Genomic DNA, 23,963 nt, shown 5'->3' on the forward strand with positions numbered 1-23,963 from the left:
TTTTTTTATCGTGATACTCTCCCAGAGGCATCGCCCCCCATCAATTTCTCAACTTCCGTAACGGTGGCCAAATTGGCGTCCCCTTTTATCGTATGCTTCAAGCATGAGGCCGCTACAGCGAAGTCCAATGCTTTTTGGTCGTCGCCGGGCCAGTTCAGCAATCCATAGATAAGACCGCCCATGAAGGAGTCTCCTCCACCGACACGGTCCACGATGTGTGTGATCTGATACTCCCTTGATTGGTACATGGTGTTGCCATCATACAACACGCCCGCCCATGTATTGTGTGAAGCTGACAAAGACCCCCTCAATGTTGTAATGACCTTTTTTGCGTTGGGGAACCTTTTCATCATCTGTTGACAGACCGATAAAAAAGCATCTGCCTTTACATGCTCGCCTTGTGTGGTAATGTCCAGCCCTTCGGGTTTGATACCAAAGTGTTTTTCCGCATCCTCTTCATTTCCCAAAACAATATCGCAATACGAAGTAAGCTCTGACATGATCTCTTCTCGCTCGGCATCGTCACAATATTTCCAAAGTTTGGCTCGGTAGTTTAAATCCGTGGATATGGTTACCCCATGTTTTTTTGCGATTTTCACGGCCTCGATACAGGCATCTGCCGCTCCTTGGGAGATGGCAGGCGTGATTCCTGTCCAGTGGAACCATTCCACATTCTTGAAGACACTGTCCCAATCCACCATCCCGGGACCTATTTCTGCCATGGCGGAGTGTGCACGATCATAGACCACTTTGCTCCCGCGGCTTACAGCTCCGGTCTCCAAAAAATAGATGCCCAAGCGGTCTCCTCCATAAATGATATTGTCAGTACCTACACCACGCTTACGCATTTCCATCAAGGCACATTCACCGATATCATTTTTTGGCAATCGGGTCACAAAATCTACTGGCACACCATAGTTTGCCAAGGAAACTGCGACATTGGACTCCCCTCCGCCATAGACCACATCAAAACTATTGGCCTGAGAGAACCTCAAAAATCCCGAAGGGGCCAAGCGAAGCATTATTTCCCCAAAGGTTACTACTTTTTTCATTCTGTTACCTTTATTTTAGTTATCTCCTAAATTAAAATAGGCTTTGGCATTTCCGTAAGAAATGTCTTGGACTAATCCGCCTATGTATTCGATATCATTGGGCACCAGGCCCTTTTTTATGTCATTCCCCAATATATTGCACAACAGTCTCCTGAAGTATTCGTGCCTTGGAAAGGACAGAAAGCTCCGGGAATCCGTGAGCATTCCCACAAAACAACTGAGCAATCCCATGTTCGATATCGCGTTCATTTGTCTTTCCATACCCTCCAGTTGATCATTGTACCACCATCCGGAACCCATTTGCACCTTACCGCGCACACTGCCATCATTGAAATTTCCCACCATTGTGGCAAAAACCTCATTAAGGGCGGGATTGAGGTTATAGAGGATTGTCTTGCCAAGCTGTCCCGTACTTTCAAGAGTGTTCAAAAACTTTGCAAGATTGAGGGCTTGTGGGAAATCGCCAATCGAGTCAAATCCTGTGTCAGGCCCTAGCTGGGCAAATTTTCTTCTGTTTGTATTTCGTAGGGCACCTAAATGGAATTGCTGTACCCACCCCAGTTTATGGTATTCTTGGCAAAGGTGGACCAAGGTCTCAAAGGTAAAGTATTGTATTTCCTCGACTTCCAGAGAATGACCGTTCATCAGTTTTCCAAAGATGTACTCAACATCATAACGGTTCATCTCAAAATGATACAATTGTTCCAAACCATGGTCTGAAAGACGACAACCTTCTTGATGAAAATATGCCATTCTTTTTTTGAGGGCCGTAATCAAATCCTGATAGTTGGATATTTGTGTCCCTGATACCTCTCCTAATTTTTCCAAATATGCCCTGTAGGCACTATTGTTCTCTAAGGCATATGCTTTATCGGGCCTGAAGGTTGGCAGCATTTTTAGCGAGGCATTCTTTTTCGCCGTGCTACGGTGGTGTTCCAAAGCATCGATGGGGTCATCAGTCGTGCAGATGACCTCTACGTTGAACTGTTGCAACAGTCCCAATGCACTATGGCTTTTCTCTTGCAATTGTTCTTTAGTGTCCTCATAAATACGTCCTGCATTTTTTCCGGTAAGCAAATCATCGATTCCAAAGTAACTTTTCAACTCCAATTGTGTCCAATGATACAAGGGGTTCCTAAGCGTTAAGGGGACTGTCTCCGCCCACTTTTGGAACTTTTCCCTTTCCGATGCATCACCGGTGATATAAGTTTCATCAACGCCACAAGCCCTCATTGCCCTCCATTTATAATGATCATCCGTCAACCAAGCCTCAGCCAGGTTTTTGAACTGGTGATCATTGTCAACATGCTCGGGTGACAAGTGGTTATGGTAATCGATAATGGGCATTTCCTTGGCATAGCCATGGTACAGCTTCTTTGCTTGTGGGGTCTCCAGCAAAAAGTCATCTTTTATAAACGTCATTGAAGCAAGGATTTTTCTATACCGTACATGAGCCCTCTTAATTCAGCAAGGCCCCGAAGGCGTCCTATTGCGGAATATCCCGGATTCGTTTTTTTGTGGATATCGTCCAACATTTGATGTCCATGGTCAGGCCGCATCGGCATGCGACGGTTCTTTGCATTTTTTTTGCTGCGTCCAAGTTGTTCTTTTATCAATTCGTACATGACTCCATACATATCCACATCTCCATCCAAATGGTCCGCTTCATAAAAATTGCCGAGCGAATCTCTTTTTGTACTTCTCAGGTGTATAAAATTGATTCTTTCCGATAAACGATTGGCCATACCCACCAAATCATTGTCTTCCCTTACCCCGTAGGAGCCTGTACAAAAACACAGCCCATTATGGGGACTGTTGTAGGCCGCAAGCAATTTTTGGGCATCCTCTTCCGTACTCACCACTCTTGGAAGGCCTAGGATAGGGTATGGGGGATCATCTGGATGGATTGCCAAAAAGACACCGGACTTTTCAGCTGCTGGGCCGATTTCCTTGATAAAATCGTACAGATTGCTTCTAAGTTCTTCCTCCCCGATGTCCCTATACATGTCCAAAGCCTCTTGAAACTGTTCCACCGTGTATCCTTCCTCTGCCCCTGGCAGACCGGCAATGATGTTTTGGACCAAACGCTTCTTGGCTTCGTCATCCATGCTTTCGAATGCTGTTTTGGCCATTTCAATAGTTTCTTTGGAAGAATGACCAAAGGCTTCTTCACGATTTAAGATAAAGAGTTCAAAGGCTGCAAATTCAATGGCATCAAAACGGAGTGCATAGGAACCATCAGGCATTTTATAGGAAAGGTCGGTCCGGGTCCAGTCCAGAATGGGCATAAAATTGTAACACACTATATCAATTCCACATAGACCGAGGTTTTCAATGCTCTGCTTGTAATTCGCTATGTATTCCTTATACTTCCCTGTTCGTTTTTTAATGTCCTCGTGAACGGGTATGCTCTCCACTACTGACCAAGTAAGACCATAGGCCTCCACTTCTTGTTTTCTTTTGTTTATCTCCGATATGGACCAAACATCACCATTTGGAATGTGGTGCAATGCCGTTACAATGCCGGTTGCCCCTGCCTGCCTAATATCAGCAAGGGAAACGGGGTCTTTTGGCCCGTACCATCGCCATGTCTGTTCTAAACCCATTGATATTGAATTTTCATCGTTCCCTAATTTAATTAAACGCCGCTAAAAGCACTGAAGCCCCCATCGATGGGAACTACTATGCCCGTTACGAATTTTGATTGTTCACTGCATAACCACAAGGTCGTTCCCACCAAATCTTCCGGTTCACCGAAACGACCCATAGGGGTTTGATCAATTATTGTAGTTCCCCTAGGAGTAAGTCCCCCTTCCGGCTTGGTCAACAAACTTCTGTTCTGGTCGGTAAGAAAAAAACCGGGAGCCAAGGCATTGACCCGGATATCCACTTTGGAAAAATGGACGGCAAGCCATTGGGTAAAATTCGAAACAGCGGCTTTTGCCCCGCTGTATGCCGGTATTTTCGTAAGTGGTGTAAAGGCATTCATCGAGGAAATGTTCAAAACACTACATCCTTTGCGACCTACCATGTCTTTTGAAAAAACCTGTGTAGGCAAAAGGGTTCCAATGAAATTCAAGTTGAACACAAATTGAATTCCTTCCGTGTCCAAGTCAAAGAACGTCTTGAAATCCTTTGCTGTTTCAACCAAATCCTCCTTGAGCAAATAGGGGTTGCTGGTCGTTCCCAAAGGATGGTTGCCCCCTGCTCCATTGATGAGAATATCGCAGGGGCCGAACTTTTCAGTAATCCTTTTTTTCGCTTCTTCCAAACTTTCCCTGTCAAGCACATCAACTTTGACGGCCATTGCACTGTTCCCAGACTTATTAATCATATCGGCAACGGTTTGGGCGGATTCCACATTCAAATCCATAACACAGACCTTAGCTCCTTGATCGGCAAAAGCATGGGCTAAGGTGCTGCACAAAATACCGCCACCACCTGTTATCGCCACAACTTTGCCTTTCAATTCTTTATATTTGGGATTATCCATTGCTATTATTTTTTTCTTTGAATAAAGTATTGGACTAGGTAAAAAATATTCTGTGTACTTTTGACATAGTTTCAAATATATAAATTTTAATTGTCCATTTAGAGAAAAAGATAAAATTTTCCATAAAAAAATGAACACTCAAGAAAAATTACAAGATATTCAAGTAAAACCGGATTCCTTTGAATGCTCTGTCACTGCTGACATAACGGTTTTTGGATATGTTGACGGAAAACTGAAAATCCTTTTGATAAAAAGGTCCTTGGGACATTTTAAAAACCAATGGCATGTTCCCGGAGGGGTCATGGAAGAGCATGAAACTATTGAGGATTGTGCTGCTAAAGTCCTTTTTTCCTTGACCGGGTTCAGGGACATACACTTTGAACAGGTAAAGACCTATACAGCATTGGACAGGCATCCTTTGAAAAGGGTCATTACCATCTGTTTTTACGCATTGGTGAAACCAGAGAACCATCCGCTGACATTAAGGGACAATATTACAAGCATCGATTGGTTCGATGTGGACGACATACCCAACAATCTTGGCTTTGACCATGGGAAATTGATCAATGAAGCGCATTCTTTTGTCCGAAATAATTTAAGGGACAGACTAATTGTTGGTGAACTTTTGCCAAAGGAGTTCACTTTGCACGAACTTCAGAACTTATACGAAGACATCCTGAATGTTGAGTTGGATAGAAGGAATTTTAGAAAGCGAATATTCCAAATGGATGTTTTGAAGAACACCGGAAAGAAAAAGCAGGGGGTGAAAGGAGGTCCATATCTGTACAGGTTAAAGTAATATCCATTTGGATTTTTATTGGGCGTATCGTTCTATTTGAAAAAATTGTCTAGACACATATTTTCCATCTGGGCGATGAACACATCCCCTTGACGGATATTACTTGATTTGTACGATTATACGGGCTTTTTTAAATTATAAAATATATATTTACCTCTATAACCAACTGTCTATATTAATTTTGCGTATTCGATACATTACTACTTTTTCTTTTCTGCTTACCTTTTTTTTCTACAACGAATTCTCCTATTCACAAGAAGTAAAATGGGCCATTTCCAATGGGGGACATCTAGGTGATAGCGCAAGGGATATTCATTTAGTGGAAGATGGTTTACTATTTCTCACAACTGCTGGTCTGGAAAAAAGAAGCGAAGCCGGGGAATTAATTTGGAGATTTGATTTCTTCGATTTAGATCAGTTCAATTACAGCAACCAAAAGCCTACATTAGGCGCCATGACTATTGATGAACATGGGAATACATATGCTCAACTGACATATCCAGCAAGAGAAGAAGGCTTTACTACAATAGACAATATTGATGTACCCTATGGTAATTCCATCATAAAGATCAATTCCAACGGACAACTTCTATGGGCTCAAAAAATCGAAGGGACAAGATACACTCGGGTTAAATATCATGATGGTTTCATATATGTCATTGGAATGTTCAACGAAACCATCAACATAGATGATGCTTTCTTTTTTAATAAAACCGAAAATACTGAATGCACTTATGCAGATACATACTACGAGGATGACATCTATATTGCAAAATTCAATACAATCGGTCAAGTAAAAGATGCCATCAAATATGGAGGTCCTGGAGATGATGAACTCAAAGCTGTTACCATGGATGGAAACGGTGATATTTATCTTGCCATAAATTATGGAGAAAACAGCTGTATTACTGATGAAACACAAATCCATAAAATAAACTCCAATTTAACCAAGGTTTGGTCCAAGACCATTAGCAAACAATATGTTGAGGGAAACGGGGACGATATATTATTACCTTCAGATATCCACGTTGGGGAAAACGGGAAATTATATATATGGACTTACGCTTTTGACACAGTAATCTCAGACGATTTCAGGTTTACAAATACTGAATTTGCTTTTGCAGCGGGACTTCTAGAATATAGTTCGGATGGAACTTTTCTAAACTACCGGGCATTTGATGGCTTCCCGTATTATGGTCAAAACGGCCATTTTGCGGACTATAAAGGGCATTTATTGATAGCTACCAGTTTTAGAGGAACCAAGGAGTTTGACAACGGATCACTGACCACTATAAATCCCGGCACAGAGCCTGTTCTCATTAAAGTAGGTCTAAATGACCTGGAAATGGATTATTTGATTCATCTAAGCGGGGCACCACAGCAGTACCATACCGAGGTAGAAGATTGGTCGGGAACAATAAAAATCAATAACAACAATTTATATTATTCAGGAAGTTTTTCCTCTGGTGAGCTTAATGTTTCCCCTGAAATAACTTTGATCAATAATAGTGGTAATAATGACAAAGATTATTTCCTTATAAAATATGATATAGGCAACTTGGATTTTACAACATCCGACGAAGATACAGACCAGGATACTGTTCCAAATAGACTGGACCACTGCCCTAACACTCCTTTGAACGAATCGGTAGATGAATATGGATGTAGCAAGGCACAAAAAGATTCTGATGCGGATGGCATTATGGATGATTTGGACCTTTGCCCCTATTCTGAGTTTGGCGCAGAAGTAGATTCAAAAGGTTGCTCCAAAGAACAAATAGATACCGATGGGGATAATGTTCCTGATTATTTGGATTCCTGTCCTAATACAACTTTTGGTGTTTCGGTAAACGCTGAAGGTTGCGAAATAGCCTACTTGGACCCAGATTTGATTGATGTCAAGTCTATCGGCGAGGTATGCCCCGGTTCAGCAAATGGTCAGATCATCATAAGCACAAGTGACGATAGAGCCTACAAAGGCATCCTTGATAACAGTATTGAAATATCCTTTGTAAATGAAGGTAGCTTTTACAATCTAGCACCTGGAACACACGAAGTTTGCATTTCTGTGGATGGTACGGATTCCGAAACAATCTGTTATACTTTAACCGTGAAATCCTCATCAGAAATTTCACTTACCGCAAAAGTAGATGCTGGTCAGGTTTTAAAATTGGAATTGTCAGGTAGCAACGAATACAAAGTCAGGATAAACAATCAAACCCTTACAACAAAGGAATCAAAGCTGGAAGTGCAATTAAAACAAGGGCTGAACCAGATATCTGTTGAAGGAGAAGCCCCTTGCCAAGGCATTGCTTCACATATCGTGAATCTGGAGAGTGACATTCTAATTGCACCAAATCCTTTTATCGATAAAATTGAGATATATCCAAAAAATGGTCAAGGAAAGCAAACGGTGACATTATATACACAGACCGGTCAAGTGGTCTATCGAGAGACATTTCTTGATGCCCCCTATCTAGTTTTTGGAAATTTGCAGTCTTTGCCAAAAGGCATCTATTATTTGGAATGCTCGAATGGTACTCACAATGATTATAAAAAGGTTATAAAAAGATGAAATATCCTCTATTTCTAATTTTTTTGGCATGCGTAATTAATGCCTGTTCTAAAGGTGGCAATGAAGCAGAACCTCCTGCAAACAGCTCTCCGACCGAAGTAAACTTGGAATATCCATTAAAGGATTCTGAATGTACTACAGGGGTTGATCAAAGCTTGGAAAAAACAAGTATTGAATTTAGGTGGAAAGCCGACAACAATGACTCATATGAACTTATTCTTGAAAACCTCACCACAAATCAAATCCTACGACAACCAACAACCAACAGCAAAGTTTCAATGGTTTTGGATAAAAACACCCCTTATCTATGGTACGTAATTTCCAAAGTTTCAAACTCGGACAAATCGAAAGAAAGCGAGCATTGGAAATTTTATTCTGCAGGAGATGGGGTGTCAAATTATGCCCCTTTTCCTGCGAGTCTTATCAGTCCAGAAGAAGATTCACAATTTGAAAAGGATATACAGGAAGTAACATTGGAATGGGAAGGCTCCGATATTGATGATGACAATCTTACTTATGATATATACATTGGGACAGAGAACCCTCCTTCGGAGCTGATTGTTGCAGACCTTACCACAAATAACTACACCACTAAAATAGAAGTTGGCAAAACTTTGTTCTGGAGAATCACCACCAAAGATAAAAGTGGGAACACGTCCAACTCCAAGGTTCGGATGTTCAGTTCTGACGGTGGGACCGGGATACTTTCCTTTGAAATTCGACAAAATGACTCTCTTTACACAGCAACCATTGATGAAAATCTTAAAACCATAAATATCAGGCTTGGTAACTTTGATTATGAAAAGCTGGCACCAACCATCAACTTAAAGGAAGGATACAGCATCAATCCTGAGAGTGGAACAGAAATGAATTTTCATGATTCACTTTTTTATGTTGTCACAGATTCACGAGGAAATGAAACCACTTATACACTTCAAGTTGAAAGTGGGCAGCATGAAGTAAAATCCTTCAAAGTACATCAAGGCGAAGAAACATACATAGGTCAAATTGATTCAAAAACAGGTGAAATATATCTTGAAATGGGGAATTTCGATTACACAGATATTACTCCCGAAATCAAACTTTCCACCAAGGCTTCCACTGAAGTCACTCAAGTAACAAGTATGGACATTGGCCAAAATAATGGCGCAACTTTTACAGTGACCTCAGAAATTGGTACTACCAAAGAATTTGTAGTTAAAGCACCCGTCAGAGCTTCCAAGGTAACCTCTTATTTTCTGAACCCTGGTTTTGAATTTACAGATTCTGCTATAGAGACGGGGTATAGGGTATTTGCTGGTTCAACACAATACATTTCTGTCCAAAACATACAAGATCCCTCGCAGGTTGTCTTGGAATTGGTGAACACAAACGGAGAAAAGTTCAATTTCCCTATTACAGAACATTTCTATCATCATTATCATTCCTTTGAAACCTCACAATCACAGAATAGCTTAACAACTGTAATTCCGGACGATTTGCCTTCTGGCAGCTATAGCATTACCATATCGGAGGGTACACGGACCACATTTTATCCCCATCGGTTTGAAGTCGTCAATGATCATCGGATAATTAGAATAACTGAAATAAATGGAACTGATTTTACCAGGGGTGACACTCTTATTATCAGGGGGGTCAATTTAAGAAAGGAGTTTATGGTGAAAACCAACGGAGAGCACCATACGTTTAATGAATATGTTTACGACCTCGAGCTGAATCAAGATAGCACCGAAATTCGTCTGCCCTTTAGCACCAATACCTACAACAGATTGAAGTCATGGACCGGCAACAATGAAAAGCCACTTGCAATTCAAGGTACAATTGATGGTTACCCGAATGTGCTAAACTCCAACATTGTATATTTTAACGTTAACTAAAAAAACCTTTGACCAGTGGTTGGTAATAAAAAAAACAAATCTTTGCTAGCAGCGATTATTTCGCTCATCAGTATTTATACCTATAGCCAAACATATTTAGAGAATTTTGAGGAAATTGGAGGGTTTGCTACCATCGGAAACACCTCATATTTCATGGCAAGAAACTTAACGGAGGGGTGGGCACTTTGGAAAACCAATGGAACTCGAAAGGGAACACAGCTGATAAAAGGTTTACTTGATGGATCCTCCCCCCCTGGAAATCTCTTCATATTCAAAAATGAACTTTATTTTGCAAGCAATACGCCGGGTAAGGGTATTGAACTATGGAAATCTGATGGAACTGAAAATGGAACATCTCTTTTAAAAGACCTTAATACGGATGGGGATAATTCCAGTTCTAGACCATCAAACTTTACCATTTACGGCGATATGCTTTATTTCACGGCTTCCAATCAATATATAAGTGGGCCTCCAAAGCTGCATAGAACAGATGGTACTACCGAGGGCACAGTACTTGTGGAAGACATTATAGATGCCGGAGATATTATTTATTCCAGTGGCAATCTCGTAGTAGCCAATAATAAGCTTTATTTTACCAATAATGGCAAATTGTATGAAACTGATGGAACAACGGAAGGCACAAAAAGTATGGTCATCGATGGCCTGGAGAACATGGGAAGATTTAAATCTTTTACTTCAGGACTCTATTTCATTACCTATAGCCATAACAATACTTACATTAGATTATATCGATTAACCGATTTGGATAACTATACTATGCTAAAGGAATTCTCCATTGAATCGTATAGTGGGTTAAAATTGTATGGGTTGATCGAAGTCGGCGAAAAAGTATTTTTCTCCTTAGGATCAGGTAATGCATACAATAATATTAGAGATGCGTTATGGGTTACAGATGGCACAAGCCATGGAACCAAAGAAATATTAAACTTCCAAGACCCCTATTTATTTGGCTCCGGCAATTTCAATGGTTTTGTGGAACATAATGGAAATCTTTTTTTTAGTACTGGAGCGTTCAACAATCATTTACTCTGGACTTCTGACGGCACCGTTCAAGGAACAAAACAGGCTAATACTGCTATAAATGTCAACCCTTATGCAGATATGCTGGTATGGAACAATAAAATATATTATGTAAACGGTAGTGCTGGGGTAGGCTCTTATGATGTCAACTCCAATTCGGTCGAGAACTATTCCCCGCTGAGGGCAACCCGAAAAACCTCCGGTGACAAGTATTTTTTAAAGTCGGATGGCAGATTTGTCTACTTTGCAGTTTTGAACGACAAAGTACAGTATCAAAGCTCCGTGGACCTGTACCATGCAGGTCCAAATCCGTTTATGCAAATCAAGTCTGGATATTCCATTGTTGACAATGGCGAAGAAATTGGCTTTGACACGAAAGTGGATAGCTTGGCCATTAAACGGATATCAATTCAAAACATGGGAAAGGCCCCGCTTAATTTTTCCAAAATACAGGTAAGCGGCGAAGGCTTCTATATCAATGGTGATGTCGGTGAAACCTCCTTGCCACAACAACTCGCACCTCTTCAAACAGGGACTTTTGAAGTAGGTTTTTTGCCCAACACGACCGATGTCCACTCTGGATATCTGATCATTAGAGGTGATGATACATCCCAACCTGAATTCCGTCTACAACTAAAAGGCCTAGTATCGGCACATCCTGCAGAGAGTGTGGACAAAACCTTCCCTACGCAAAAAGAAATAGAATGGGACAGAAGTGTAGCTGAAGTTCAGATAGACAATTACTCCATTTTGGAAAATGCCGTAATCGGCTCTCTCATTGGCACTTTTTCAACAGATGTTGGTGACGACGAGACCTTCAATTATTCATTGATTGAAGGAATAGGAGACGAAGACAATATGGTCTTTTCTATTTCTAACAATCAATTGTTTGTCGGTGACGGGTTCAACGATGATTTCAAAAATTCATATACCATTCGGGTCCAAGCAACCGGAGCTAAAGGAACAGTGCTGGAGGAAAACATAATTTTGGGCATTATTGATGAAAGTGAAGAAATAGAGCTGGGGGATTGCGAAAAAATAGGGATTCCACTTACCAGTGACCTGTATGACGTGGAATTCCTGAACGATACCGATGCCATAGCGGTGGGCGCCAACGGAGTGATCTTGAAAACCTTTGATAAAGGAGCCACATGGCAACACATGCATGTAATAGAACAGACAAACCTAGTGGGTGGTTTGTACACATACCCCTCCAATTTGTATGAGATACAGTTTGTAAACGAAACCACCGGATTTATAGCAGGTTCATCAGTACTGTTGCGAACAGATGATGCAGGTTTGAATTGGAAACCATTGGATTTTGATCAGCTCGGCAGTTTAACAACATACAATGGTAGGTTTATGGCGGTTTCCCCAGAGGTATTGTTCATTTACATGGAGCGTTATATCTTCAAAAGTAATGACGGGGGACAATCTTGGTCAGAAACCTCATATAGAGGAGGATTTGGAGATCCCAGGGCCATTTACTTCCCTAATGATGAGCTCGGTTTTGCCAGCAACAACTCTCAGACCTACTTTATTTCCAATGACGGCGGGGAAACCTGGACAAACTACGTACTTGACCTTGAAGAATTGGCGTATGATGAGGATATAACCACTTTCACTTTCAGAGATGACAATGTTGGCTTTGCTGCAACAAACAAAGGCAAAGTTTTAAAAACAGAAGACCAAGGACAAAGTTGGGTGGTCATCAACGCTGAAAATAGATCCGGAATCAAAGAAATTCACTTTGTAGATGAATCCATAGGATATATGATAGGAGGAAGTATATATGAAACAAATGATGGAGGACTCACTTGGTCGTCCGTTTATTTGAATGTTCATGCAAGTATACAATCTTTGGACATTAATCAGTTAGGAGATCGAATAGCGGTCGGAACAGGATCCTATGAAAATGGCCGCGCTATTTTTGCTTCTCCCAGTGGAACAGAATGGAGCCCTGTAAGCACTTTGCTAGGGGGCGGTAGGGTTCGGGATGTGATTTTTGATGGGGATAATGCTTACTTTTTTTCCGAATATCAATCTAGAAAATCGAACGACGGTGGAGTGACTTGGATAGAAATGACCACACCCATTGATGAAAAAGTTTATCAAGCTGAAAAGATAGGGGAAAACTTAGTTATCAGAACCTATAATGGTGAGGCTTATAGAAGCCCTGATGGTGGAGACACCTGGATACCGATAATGGCCCAAGATTCTTATGGGGCATTGGATGTACTAGATAATACTATTTTGTTCTCCAAAAACTTGGAAGGTCGGATTACCAAGTCCCTTGATTTTGGAGAAACATGGACACCGCTTGCAGATACGGCCCTTGACCATGTAAGGGTACTTGAGTTTCCTAGCGAATCCATTGGGTTTGCCGGAAAATCCAATGGTGTCTCCCGTACAGAGGATGGTGGGGCTACTTGGGAAGAGCTAATAGTTGACCCTGATCAAGAGCCCTTTGTATATGGGATCACCTTCGCCAACGACCTAATTGGAATAGTGTCGACAGGCAATGGGTTTTACAAGACCATTGATGGTGGTGATTCATGGGAGTTTTTAAATTTATATACTGGTTACACTAGTGAAATTATCGCATTGAATGAACTGGAATGGTATATAGGTGCCAATAATGGTATCTATTCTACCATAGATGGGGGAATTCATTGGAAAAAAGTATTTAACAGCAATGGTGATATATTGGACATGGATTATGTAAATGGCACCATTTACATCTCTGTCAATGGCGGAGGTGTTCATAAAATTGAAGATGACCTGCAACCAATCAATGCTGGATATATAAAGGGAGACAAATCGGTAAGAGTCGAGGATGAGGAAATATATTCCATTTTAAAACACAGTGATGTGCGCTATGAATGGCATGTTGAAGGGAATAACAAACTAATTTCTGAAGACAACTTGGCAAAAATAACCTGGAGCGAACCTGGCACATATACCGTAAGCACAGTGCCTTACAGTAGCTGTAACACCGGTGTGTCTTCAGAAATCATAGTTACCGTTTTGGAACGACCAAGCCCGCCTGAAATCTTTGGCTTGGAAAAAGTGGTCGAAAACAGTAATGGACATGTTTATACCACTCCATTGGAAGACCAAGTAAGTTATATCTGGTCGGTTTCTGGGCAAAGATCTTATGAAACAAATGGAAATGAACTTATTGTTGACTGGGGAGGTATGGGTTTCGGAGAAATAGGCCTTATAAGGACCGACCTCTTGACTGGCCTTCGCTCCTTTAATAGGCTTTCCGTTGAGATTAAACCCAATGATCCCTTTATGATACTTCAATCCAATACCACTTGTAGAGGGACATCGAATGGAAGTCTGCACATAATGGCCCGTATACCCGAGAATGCCTATTCCGCAAAATTAACAGGCAGTTCAATTTCCACAAGCTCCGACTTCAAAGGTGAATTACTTCTTGAAAACTTATCTGCAGGAATGTATGATATTTGTCTTCAAGACCATGGCACAAACAAGGAATACTGCTATCAATTCACCATTTCAGAACCCGAACCTTTTGAAGTGACTTCTATAATTTCTTCTTCCTCTTCAAAACAAGTTGATCTTCAATTTAAGGGAGGGGCTGCACCTTATATTGTTTCAATAAATGGGAGAAAGATAATGGAAACCAGCCAAGAAAGCGTTCAAATTACCGCTGATAATGGTGATGTATTGGAGGTAAATTCAGCTGGAGATTGTGAGTTTTCATATTCAAAGCTGATCTATTTCCAGAAAGGCATAACTGTAATCCCCAATCCTGTGGTAAATTCATTTACCGCTTCGCTTTCAAATGAGAAGTTCTCAAATCATCAAGAGGTTCCTTTAAGGATTTTCAATTCATCAGGACAGATGGTTTTATCCATGAATGTTACCATTTCCAATCAAACTCTAACTTGTGAGGTATCCACCTTAAATTCTGGAATATACATCGTCCAATTAGGTGACAATCAAAAAACCTCCTTTAAAGTTATAAAAAAATGAAACAGTCATTATATATGCTTTTCTGTCTTTTGATTTTAAGCTGTTCCAAAGGCGGAAGCGGAGAAGGAGAACCTCAACCAGATTCTTCTCCGGATGGTCCCAACTCAGAAAACAACCCTCCTGAGGTACCTTTGCTCATTTTTCCCAATGAGGATGAACTTTGTATTGATCCAGAATTGAAATTTGAGTGGACAGACTCTGATGACCCTGATAAGGATACGGTTACTTACCGATTACAAATATCTACCAATCGATCTTTCACAGAAATTATAGAAAATGGGGTTGTCACTGAAACTAATATAACACTTACAATGGAAGTTGGTCAGGATTACTATTGGCGTGTACAGGCCATTGATTCTAAAAATTCTCAAAGCGAGTATAGTAAAGTACGGGCATTCTATGTTAAAGGTGATCCAATAAGTAATCATATTCCATACATTCCTTCCTTGATTTCACCTCTTATAGGGTCGAAAGTCACATCAGCTTCGGTGGTTTTGGAATGGCAAGGGTCTGATATCGATAACGACCCTCTATCTTATGATGTTTATTTTGGAAACTCTGAAAAGCCAGAACTCTATCAATCTGGGGTTAAACAAAATTCTATAGAGGTAAGTGTTTCCCCAAATCAATCATATTATTGGAAAATTAATGTAAAAGACAGGTATTCTACAAGTAATGGGGAGACATGGTCTTTTACCACCATCGAATAACTTATTGTAATTTCAAATTATATCCAACCGGATTTGAGAAATAACTTGATGTAAATAATGCCAGATATATGGTCAAATTGAACCAACCCGATAAAGTTCTCTATGAGAGAAACCTTAAGGCTTGCAGACTTACTGATATAGAGCCTAACATGATAACCAAGGTCATATATTCGGAATTGAAATAAAAATTAAAACCAGTACTGAGGCAACTATTTTTAGAGATTTTTTTAAAAGCTCAATAACAATAAAACTCCTGTCAATATTCTAATCTAGAACTGAAAATTTTAGTGTAAACACAGATTTAGCAGTTTTGAAAAAACTTTTGAATGACAAAAACAAAAAGTTTTATTTCAAATGGCAATCGGAAAACAGACTCATCATAGGTCTAAATTTCTAGGTCGGGTCCAATTTGGTCTTTGACACTAACTACCCAAGTACTCAAAGTGATATTATTTATTGCGGGATTTATTCGAAATAAAAGATTCAAAGACAGAAATCGTTTTAAAAAATAAAAGGAAGTCGTTTCTTATTTTCCTTGTGATTGCGTTATTCTTATTTGCTGTTGCAATTTTTGGATTACTGAATTTTTGGACTTACTACATTTGACTGGACATTTAGAAAAATGGTCCTATATTGACTCAAGGTCATTTTGTTGAAGTTATGGGCCCCACTTCCATATTCAAATAGTTCAGTTAAACTCACCTCGCTTTTCGTTTTTCCCGAAATACTTCGGCTTAAACACCTGCAAAGTTATATGTTGGGTCTTAGACCGTAGTTCCCGATAACATTGGAAAAGTTCAGTTTCATTTTCCATTAGAAAGGTATTGATTTCCCGTGCTTCCTTCATGCGCCCCAGAACCCTCGACCCCTTTCGGTCCCAGTTTTCCTTCGGGATGCTATACTTCAAGCTCATGTTAACTCGTTGTGAGTCAATAGTGATACGAGCATATATCTTATAGGAACCGTCATTTCGACAGACAGTGCTTATCTAAAACTAATTGAAAATGTAGACCGGGTTCTCATAGGTTTAGTGTCAAACTGAACGAAAATTACCTGCGAAAGTCAAACACTAAACTATTGTAATTCATATACTTATTCGTTTGTTCAGTTAACACTTTTGATAAAAATATTTACTAGCCGAATTACAAACCAGAACATATTAAATCAAACCAATTCAAATGAATAATGCCTTAAAACGTCAAAACCTCGCAAATCAATAGGATATGCAAGGTTTTGTACTTGTTTGATCTTATGTGGGCGCTGAGGGATTCGAACCTAATTCGCCAACCCTTATGTTTATTACGTTTTTCCTTGCCTATGCTTTTGCTGCTAACCGAATTACAGACCACTTTTGGTAACCTTACTTCGTAGATGTCAAATCTAACTATAAAATATTAAACAAACATATACACCAACTAAACACTAAAATGAGTCGGGATGACTGAATCATCGACGAAATCTTATATTGCCGAAAATCATAGTTTTACCCTGTAACCTTGAAGGAGTTCCCGTTAAAAACACGGAAAGCAAAAAACAACTTTTGAACACAAATTTTATGTATATATGATAACCTAAACATACAAAAATTCTGTTTGAAAAAATTTTTAGGGAAGGCTACAAAAAGGGTGAGGCTAAATTTTAACAAAGATTAGCTCACACAAAAAGATTGATGATAAAAACTGATAAAACTAAATCATATTGATCAGTTAAACGATTTAAGTATCAATATGAAAAATAAAGAACCAAAACTATTGTATTATTTCTAAGTAAGATATATATTTTAAATATGTAGGTTTTTAATTATTAATTTTTTTGTGTAAATTCAAATGTTTCAATTCTAATATTCTTTTTTAATGTAAGATATTCTAGATTAAGAGCTTGCTCAAAAGAAGATGATATTTGCTGCAAAAATTAGCATTTTAAAAGATATTACAAGGAAACTAACTGTATGAAACGGAGATGAAATTGTGGATATATCAAACCGTATTATCAAACATTTTAATACATGGAACGTGCTAATATAGAAGACGGATACTGTAAATTACGCAAGTGAAAGACTTTACAGAAGTCGATTAAACGCTATCTAGTTTTACAGATAAACGCTATCTAGTTTTACAGAAGAACCAATTAAATATAAGCCCTCAAATAATACTCAATAAAGTCAGTCTCAAAACTGCAATTTAGATTCAATACGCAACTAATTAGATTTTTTTACATCCTTTCTAAGGATCTAAACAACTAATTTTATGAAAGTTAGTATTTAATTAATTTAATATTAATGCTATGAAAAACAACATTATAATTATAATCATCCTAATTCCCCTTTTATTATTCGCTGCCTGTTCCAATGGACAAGAAAACAATGATCCTCTGTCAAGTTTAGAGTCATTGTGCATTGAATCTGCAATGGAAACAGAATTAACGGAAGGTGTTCCGGCGATAGTAAAAGTTGTAGAAGAGGGACAGCCATTTTTTAATGGTAATAAAAAGTATTATGAAGTTGACATAGAAACTAATATCCCTGAACTCTTCGAGCTGTATAAAGAAAAAATAATACGAGTTTTTCCAACAAGAAAAATGAATTCGGATGTTGGTGAAGAAGTTTTTATCAAAGGAAAAATATTCTCATGTCTTTCTGGAAATCATGGCCTATTGACCAATGATTTCAAAGGTTTTACTCTTATAAGTGATTAAACCAATTCTTCAAAAAACCAAACATTATGAAAAACTCAAAAAAAAACCTACTTATCCTATTATTTTTTGCATTCTCCTTAGCATTTGGTCAAAACCGAATCATAGGTGGTAACGATACGACAATCGACCAAAATCCTTGGCAAGTTTCTATGCGGGCAACCAACAACCATCATATTGTAGGAGCTAGAAATAATCATATCTGCGGAGGTTCCATCCTAACATCAGAATGGATTTTAACAGCAGCACATTGTGTGACCAATACAATTAACGGAAACGTTATTGGCGTTAATGAAATAACGATTTCAGCAGGCATAACGCAACGGAATGATTTAACCACAGGGCAGTACAGAAATGTCGCTCAAATTGTCAGGCACCCAAATTACAATAGCATAACTTTTGAAAATGACCTAGCTTTAATCAGACTTACAGCTCCATTGAATTTTAATAGTGATGTACAACCTATTCAATTAACGGATGAAGCATTTGATTCATCACCAAGTAATACTGCAAGAGTAACGGGATGGGGACTTACTACTGATAACGGTTTCCCATCAAACAATCTTCAGACATTGGATATGCCAATCATTTCCAGCAGTAGTGCAAATAGCCAAAATACGGGCTCCGTACAAGTCACATATAATATGATAGCACTTAGATTGGCTAATGCAGGAGTGGCCCCAGGTGACAGTGGCGGTCCTGCAACCGTGTTGAAAAGTGGCCAACGCTTTTTAATTGGCTGTTCAAGTTGGGGAGAGGCACCCAAGGATAACAAGCCCACAATTTATACTCGACTTTACAACTATAGAAATTGGATTGACAACTTCGTGGCTTTTCCATATATTTCTGGAAATAGTTTATTGTGTAATACGAATACCTCTTATACTTTACATAATGGCACTGGAAACATTACATGGTCGTCATCCAGTAATATTCAGGTCGTTTCCGGTAGCAATTCACAAGTTACAGTAAAAGCTTCGAGCTCAACATCTTCCGGTAATGGATGGATACGTGCAACCTCTTCTCATGGCTATACGATTACCGAACGCTTGAATGTGAACCAAAATGCTGGTCAATCCCCAATGACCGTAACTATTTATAATGTCAACAGCAACTATATTGACATTACCGCTAATGGAGGCAGTGGGGAAACCCCATATTCTTGGTATATTAACAATTCCTTTTATACAAACACCACCGGAAGAACATTGACCAAGTACTATACTGAAAGCTCCATAAGGGTAGAAGTAAGAAATGACAATGTTTGCAATACGGGTACCCATAGTGCATATTATACAGGACAAATCCCTGGACGCTATTATTTTAGAGTGAGTCCAAATCCAGTAAAAGACTACTTAACAATAAGTGAAATTTCTCCACTTGAAGAAAGGAAGCTGGGATTAAGCAACCAAAAGACATTCGAATATATACTTTCTGATTTCCAAAGTAACATATTTCTTCAAGGCAAAGGTGAAATTGGAACTTCTGGTTTTGATTTAGACTTGAATGGACTTAAAAAAGGATTGTACATTCTTGAAATTATATCGGAAAGAGAAAGGGAGACCCATAAAATCATTAAAGAATAGAAAGGTTCTCATAGATAATAAGTAAGAGCAAAGCCAAGCATCCGATTTGAAAATCGGATGTTTTTGATGTAATACAAATCGTTCATTCCATTTTATCCATTTAAAAAACATAAAGAAATATAAATAAAATAGGAATCAAGCTTATTTGGACTCCACTTAAACAATAAGTTAATTCGAGTTAAGTGATTTTATCTAGTGCTGAAATTCAGCAATTCGCTCAACAACTGAGACTACATATTTTTCAAAAACGTATAATCAAAATACCAGTTACTGTTCACATTTTTTTTATCCAATCTATCGTGCTTAAAAAATCAAAAGTTATTTGTCATAGCCTAGTATTGCTAATCCAAGGTGTAAATCTTCAACTAAAAGTGGACTGAACTTGGTCTAAAGTTAAGTGATGGCTTTGTAGCCTTCCCTAAAAATGCAACCTTCCCTTAAAACCGAACTGTTTACAAAAAGAACCCCAAATCTTACCTCCAACTTTTGCGCATGGATCCTATCGGGGTTTTGTAGCGTTCCGATAGATAAGCGTGAAGCAAAAACTCGGTAGGGCGCAACCTACTTTTTGGATTTCAGTAGCCCATATCCTCACCTGTGCCCCTCGCCTTATCGATACCCCTCCCAAGTGCCTTGATGATCTTGGCCGCAATCTGCACTTTATTCGTCGGTATGTTGGGAGCTTTGACACCCATCGTTTTAAGAAGTTTAAAGGCCATGTCCTTTTCCTTGGTGGGCAGTCCCATCACCTTGGCAAAGAATTTCCCAGGTTCTTTGGCATGGGCCTTTCTCCCAACATAGGAATCCACATAGTTCCTTTTAAAGCCAGTTGTCCTGTCAAAGGTCTTTTCGGCTGCTTGGTAAAAACTGTCCCGATCAAACCCTCTCTTGACCGTCTTTCCGTTCAGTTCCACTTCTGAGGCCTTGTGTTTGGCCATCGGGGAAAGCGTATAGGTGTTCGTTACGTCCTTTCTACTGACAATGATATGGATATGGGTCTGTGGCCCCTCTTTTTGCATCCCTGCGGCCACCAATTGTCCGTTCTGTTTGTGTGGTGCCAATCTTTCCTGCTCTTTGATTCTTTTTTCAAGCTCCTTGATATTCCCGATGGATTCGCCCCGTTCCACTTTCCGTATCTCGTTCCTGAGCCTTGCTATCTCCCCTCGATAAGGAGCATTCTCCTGAACCTGTTTGTCAAAACCCCGATAGGTGCGCTCATGCTCTATCTTTGCATAGTACTTCAGGTTCTCGGCCTTGACCTCTTGGTTCCTATGGAAACTCTTGGCATAGTCCTCCATGAGTTTCCTTGTATATTCCCTTAGCATATTGGGGTCATTGCCTATGGCCTTCAGTTCCCTTTGGTTGGGACTGACCACTATGGAATAGAATTTCGGGTCTTTCTGCCTAAGCTTGGCGGTATTGGCATCTATTTCATCGATGACCGTTTGAGGGCTTACGCTGTTGTTTTCTTGGTCGAAGAATTCCTCCCTTTGTTCAGGCAATCTGTCCTCGTTTTCCTTTTCCAGATAGTCCACATAGTTCCCTACACTGGAGTTGTAGGTACTTCCCATTTTCTGTGCCGAGATGGTAAGGTACATGAGCGTTATTTTAATTGATGTTTCAAGCTTTCAAAATCCCCGATGCCCATATTGATTTTGAGATATGGCTTTCCCATCATGGGTTCCACCTTCTCAACATTTTGAAGCATTTCATTGCAATGCTTTTTATAGCTTTCAAATTCTTTTAGCATTCTGTCATGCTCCACTTTTGGAACGGTGTTTCTAGGCTCCAAAAAATCCATTCGCTCTTCTCGTATCTTGACGGGTTCACGTTTAGGTTTCCTCCCGTCTCTCACATATGCCTCATAAAGGATCAACATCATTTCATAGGTGGGCCGGATACTGGTCTTTTCCATGTTCTTGATAATGGCGATGAGCCTATCGAATTTTTTCATCATCTGACGCTCCAGCTTTTTGATATTGTCAACGATGATCTTGGTTCCCTCCCCAAAAGGATCAAGGTTGTTCTCCTTGAAGTAGCATACCATTCCATCCAATACCTCACTATGCGATTTGCCGAACTTTTTAGAATAACTGCGAAAGCGTATGGCCGTCTCCTTCTTTATGGTGATGTTGGAATAACCACCGCTTCCTTTCTTAGTTCTATCATTGGTTGATTGCTTTTCCATAGGTGCGATTTTGTTTTTTAGTGAAATTGCGTCAATTTTTTCGTCAAAAACTTCCAGTGTTTACAGGGCCTCCCGAAGGGTTTACTGTAGATTTCGGAAAAGTCTACTGTAGCCCCAGATTTTGCACAGTATTCCAAAACCTACTCAATTAACTGGTTTTCAACTTATTGAAGACCCGAAAACAACCGTGATGGCGCAAATTGCGCATCACCCTCTTGCTATTCCCTACGTCCCGCAAGCGGGACCGAATAAATACAAGCTGATTTGAAAATCAGCTGCACTATTAATGTTATTATTTGATGAGTAGTTTTTACAAATTCCACCTTAAAAATCACGGTTTCCAAATTTTCTCTTGTCCGGCATCTGAATCTGAAAACTTAGAATCCAGTTTCGTTTCCAAGTCACTCATATCTTCACTGATTTTGTTATCCAATACTCTTGCATAAATTTGGGTCGTGGCCAATTCTGAATGTCCCAATATCTTAGAAACAGTCTCTATGGGAACCCCATTACTTAATGTGATAGTTGTAGCAAACGTATGTCTGGCCATGTGGAAAGTAATGTGCTTTTTAATATGGCACGAATCTGCAATCTCCTTTAAATAACTATTCAATTTTTGGTTGGAAATCCCAGGGAATAATTTATCAATGCGTCTTTTGGGATGATATTGATATCTCTTGATAATCGACAAGGCCGGTCCCATTAAAGGTAATTTGAAACTGTTCTTGGTCTTCTGTCTTTTGGTACTTATCCAATGCTTCCCATCGATACCCAAAATCAAGTTATCCTCAGTAAGGTTCATAATATCAATATAAGCAATACCAGTATAGCAACTAAATACAAATAAGTCCTTTACAATCCGCAACCGTTCAATCTTGGTTCGGAACTCCTGGATTTTCCGCAGTTCCTCCAAGGTCAAAAATTCTCTTTCCTTTTTCTCCATCCTTATTTTAAATTTTTGAAAGGGATACTTTTCTATCCATTCGTTATTTACCGCCATTCTAACCATTTTTCTCAAACGCTGAATGTGTTTCATGGCCCCATTGTTCGAAAGCCTCCCATGATGGTGGATTGGATGTAGCTTGCGCAAATAGGTCTCGAAACCCACAACAAATTGGTGATTGAGCTGTGACAATCTATAATCATTGCATTTGTATTGTTTCTTCAAATAGTCCAACAAGTACTTCTGGGTGGTCTTATAATGGCTCAGGGTCGCTTTGCCAAGGTTATGGGCAGCATGTAGATTGTGGTGTTCAAATAGTTCGGTTAAGGTCACTTGATCTAAGTCTTCTCCGAAATACTTCGCCTTGACCATCTGCGGGGTTATATTTGGCGTCTTGGACCGCAGTTCACGATAGCATTGGAAAAGTTCGGTTTCGACTTCCATCAGATAAGTGTTGATTTCCTGTGCGTCGGCAGCGCGCCCCAGAACCCTCGACCCCTTTCTATCCCAACTTTCTATTGGGATGGTATACTTAAGGCTCATGTTAACTCTTTGTTTATCAACGGTGATACGGGCATAGATCTTGGCCGTTCCGTCATTCCTTCGGGCAGTGCTTATCCAGAAACTGATTGAAAATGTAGATCGGGTTCTCATAGGTTTTGTGTTAAATTGAACGAAAAATACCTACGAAAGTCAAATACTAAGATGCTGTAATATAGCGATTTACATTCTTATCCGGTTAACACTTTACAGAAAAAATTTTACTAACCGAATTGCAAACCAAAACATATCAAATCAAACCAATTCAAACAAGGCTCAAAAAAATTAAAGCCTTGCAAATCAATAAGATATGCAAGGCTTTGTTTTCATTTGAACTCTAAAAGTGGGCGCTGAGGGATTCGAACCCCCGACCCCCTCGGTGTAAACGAGGTGCTCTGAACCAACTGAGCTAAGCGCCCATTTAATTTGCTAAATAGGAGTGCAAATATAAGACTGTTTTTGA

The 23,963-nt window shown here is 39.6% G+C and carries 15 protein-coding genes and 1 tRNA gene; 7 read left to right on the plus strand and 9 right to left on the minus strand.

The features are described 5' to 3' along the window. Nucleotides 1-5 precede the first annotated feature (5 nt). The 4 genes from J0656_RS14640 to J0656_RS14655 are packed head-to-tail and all read right to left on the minus strand — an operon-like array spanning nucleotide 6 to nucleotide 4,545. Nucleotides 6-1,052: a sugar kinase gene (locus J0656_RS14640; protein WP_207035182.1), complete on the minus strand. Its 1,047-nt coding sequence runs from the start codon at nucleotides 1,050-1,052 to the stop codon at nucleotides 6-8. A gap of 15 nt (nucleotides 1,053-1,067) precedes the next feature. Then, entirely contained in the window at nucleotides 1,068-2,474 is a 1,407-nt protein-coding gene (gene uxaC / locus J0656_RS14645) for a glucuronate isomerase (RefSeq protein ID WP_207035184.1), read from the minus strand. Further along, nucleotides 2,471-3,658 carry a mannonate dehydratase gene (gene uxuA, locus J0656_RS14650; RefSeq protein ID WP_207035185.1) on the minus strand — a complete coding sequence of 396 codons (1,188 nt, stop codon included), beginning with the start codon at nucleotides 3,656-3,658 and terminating at the stop codon, nucleotides 2,471-2,473. The genes uxaC and uxuA overlap by 4 nt, the downstream gene beginning before the upstream one ends. A 32-nt stretch (nucleotides 3,659-3,690) precedes the next feature. Then, nucleotides 3,691-4,545: an SDR family oxidoreductase gene (locus J0656_RS14655; protein ID WP_207035187.1), complete on the minus strand. Its 855-nt coding sequence runs from the start codon at nucleotides 4,543-4,545 to the stop codon at nucleotides 3,691-3,693. 130 nt (nucleotides 4,546-4,675) lie between these two features. On the opposite strand from J0656_RS14655, the gene J0656_RS14660 reads away from it, so the two are divergent. The 5 genes from J0656_RS14660 to J0656_RS14680 all read left to right on the plus strand — a co-directional run bounded on the left by J0656_RS14660 (nucleotide 4,676) and on the right by J0656_RS14680 (nucleotide 15,552). Further along, a complete protein-coding gene (locus J0656_RS14660) occupies nucleotides 4,676-5,344 on the plus strand; it encodes an NUDIX hydrolase (protein ID WP_207035189.1) in 669 nt (222 codons plus the stop codon). 181 nt (nucleotides 5,345-5,525) lie between these two features. After that, entirely contained in the window at nucleotides 5,526-7,919 is a 2,394-nt protein-coding gene (locus tag J0656_RS14665) for a T9SS type A sorting domain-containing protein (protein ID WP_207035191.1), read from the plus strand. Then, on the plus strand, nucleotides 7,916-9,796 hold the full coding sequence (locus tag J0656_RS14670) for an SGBP N-terminal domain-containing protein (RefSeq protein ID WP_207035193.1): 1,881 nt from the start codon (nucleotides 7,916-7,918) through the stop codon (nucleotides 9,794-9,796). Before J0656_RS14665 ends, J0656_RS14670 begins: the two co-directional genes overlap by 4 nt. Before the next feature lie 42 nt (nucleotides 9,797-9,838). After that, nucleotides 9,839-14,842, plus strand: coding sequence for a YCF48-related protein (locus J0656_RS14675; RefSeq protein WP_207035195.1), 5,004 nt, complete (start codon nucleotides 9,839-9,841; stop codon nucleotides 14,840-14,842). Beyond that, nucleotides 14,839-15,552 carry a fibronectin type III domain-containing protein gene (locus J0656_RS14680; RefSeq protein ID WP_207035197.1) on the plus strand — a complete coding sequence of 238 codons (714 nt, stop codon included), beginning with the start codon at nucleotides 14,839-14,841 and terminating at the stop codon, nucleotides 15,550-15,552. The genes J0656_RS14675 and J0656_RS14680 overlap by 4 nt, the downstream gene beginning before the upstream one ends. A 688-nt stretch (nucleotides 15,553-16,240) precedes the next feature. Here the strand turns inward: J0656_RS14680 and J0656_RS20455 are convergent. Continuing rightward, a complete protein-coding gene (locus J0656_RS20455; RefSeq protein ID WP_207035225.1) occupies nucleotides 16,241-16,540 on the minus strand; it encodes an Arm DNA-binding domain-containing protein in 300 nt (99 codons plus the stop codon). Nucleotides 16,541-17,835: 1,295 nt separating this feature from the next. Between J0656_RS20455 and J0656_RS14690 the strand changes: the two genes are divergently transcribed. Then, nucleotides 17,836-18,246: a hypothetical protein gene (locus J0656_RS14690; RefSeq protein WP_207035199.1), complete on the plus strand. Its 411-nt coding sequence runs from the start codon at nucleotides 17,836-17,838 to the stop codon at nucleotides 18,244-18,246. Between the two features lie 26 nt (nucleotides 18,247-18,272). Continuing rightward, nucleotides 18,273-19,829 carry a trypsin-like serine protease gene (locus tag J0656_RS14695; RefSeq protein WP_083158080.1) on the plus strand — a complete coding sequence of 519 codons (1,557 nt, stop codon included), beginning with the start codon at nucleotides 18,273-18,275 and terminating at the stop codon, nucleotides 19,827-19,829. Nucleotides 19,830-20,404: 575 nt separating this feature from the next. On the opposite strand, the gene mobB is transcribed toward J0656_RS14695, so the two are convergent. The 4 genes from mobB to J0656_RS14715 all read right to left on the minus strand — a co-directional run bounded on the left by mobB (nucleotide 20,405) and on the right by J0656_RS14715 (nucleotide 23,919). Next, entirely contained in the window at nucleotides 20,405-21,427 is a 1,023-nt protein-coding gene (gene mobB / locus J0656_RS14700; RefSeq protein ID WP_207035201.1) for a MobB family relaxase, read from the minus strand. A 5-nt stretch (nucleotides 21,428-21,432) separates the two neighbouring features. After that, nucleotides 21,433-22,017, minus strand: a complete 585-nt coding sequence (locus tag J0656_RS14705; RefSeq protein ID WP_127138628.1) for a BfmA/BtgA family mobilization protein — start codon at nucleotides 22,015-22,017, stop codon at nucleotides 21,433-21,435. A 331-nt stretch (nucleotides 22,018-22,348) separates the two neighbouring features. Continuing rightward, nucleotides 22,349-23,614 (minus strand): site-specific integrase, encoded by a 1,266-nt coding sequence (locus tag J0656_RS14710; protein ID WP_067034492.1) that lies wholly within the window; start codon nucleotides 23,612-23,614, stop codon nucleotides 22,349-22,351. A gap of 230 nt (nucleotides 23,615-23,844) precedes the next feature. Beyond that, nucleotides 23,845-23,919, minus strand: a tRNA-Val gene (locus J0656_RS14715). Between the last annotated feature and the right edge of the window lie 44 nt (nucleotides 23,920-23,963).

It is taken from the genome of Flagellimonas aurea (assembly GCF_017313785.1).
GTDB lineage: Bacteria > Bacteroidota > Bacteroidia > Flavobacteriales > Flavobacteriaceae > Flagellimonas > Flagellimonas aurea.

What these genes read in the sequence shown, in the direction of transcription:
- uxuA (WP_207035185.1), bottom strand. Translation starts at nt 3,658, where the DNA reads ATGGGTTTAGAACAGACATGGCGATGGTACGGGCCAAAAGACCCCGTT.
- mobB (WP_207035201.1), bottom strand. Translation starts at nt 21,427, where the DNA reads ATGTACCTTACCATCTCGGCACAGAAAATGGGAAGTACCTACAACTCC.
- J0656_RS14695 (WP_083158080.1), top strand. Translation starts at nt 18,273, where the DNA reads ATGAAAAACTCAAAAAAAAACCTACTTATCCTATTATTTTTTGCATTC.
- J0656_RS14670 (WP_207035193.1), top strand. Translation starts at nt 7,916, where the DNA reads ATGAAATATCCTCTATTTCTAATTTTTTTGGCATGCGTAATTAATGCC.
- uxaC (WP_207035184.1), bottom strand. Translation starts at nt 2,474, where the DNA reads ATGACGTTTATAAAAGATGACTTTTTGCTGGAGACCCCACAAGCAAAG.
- J0656_RS14680 (WP_207035197.1), top strand. Translation starts at nt 14,839, where the DNA reads ATGAAACAGTCATTATATATGCTTTTCTGTCTTTTGATTTTAAGCTGT.
- J0656_RS14660 (WP_207035189.1), top strand. Translation starts at nt 4,676, where the DNA reads ATGAACACTCAAGAAAAATTACAAGATATTCAAGTAAAACCGGATTCC.
- J0656_RS14710 (WP_067034492.1), bottom strand. Translation starts at nt 23,614, where the DNA reads ATGAGAACCCGATCTACATTTTCAATCAGTTTCTGGATAAGCACTGCC.
- J0656_RS14705 (WP_127138628.1), bottom strand. Translation starts at nt 22,017, where the DNA reads ATGGAAAAGCAATCAACCAATGATAGAACTAAGAAAGGAAGCGGTGGT.
- J0656_RS14655 (WP_207035187.1), bottom strand. Translation starts at nt 4,545, where the DNA reads ATGGATAATCCCAAATATAAAGAATTGAAAGGCAAAGTTGTGGCGATA.
- J0656_RS14690 (WP_207035199.1), top strand. Translation starts at nt 17,836, where the DNA reads ATGAAAAACAACATTATAATTATAATCATCCTAATTCCCCTTTTATTA.
- J0656_RS14640 (WP_207035182.1), bottom strand. Translation starts at nt 1,052, where the DNA reads ATGAAAAAAGTAGTAACCTTTGGGGAAATAATGCTTCGCTTGGCCCCT.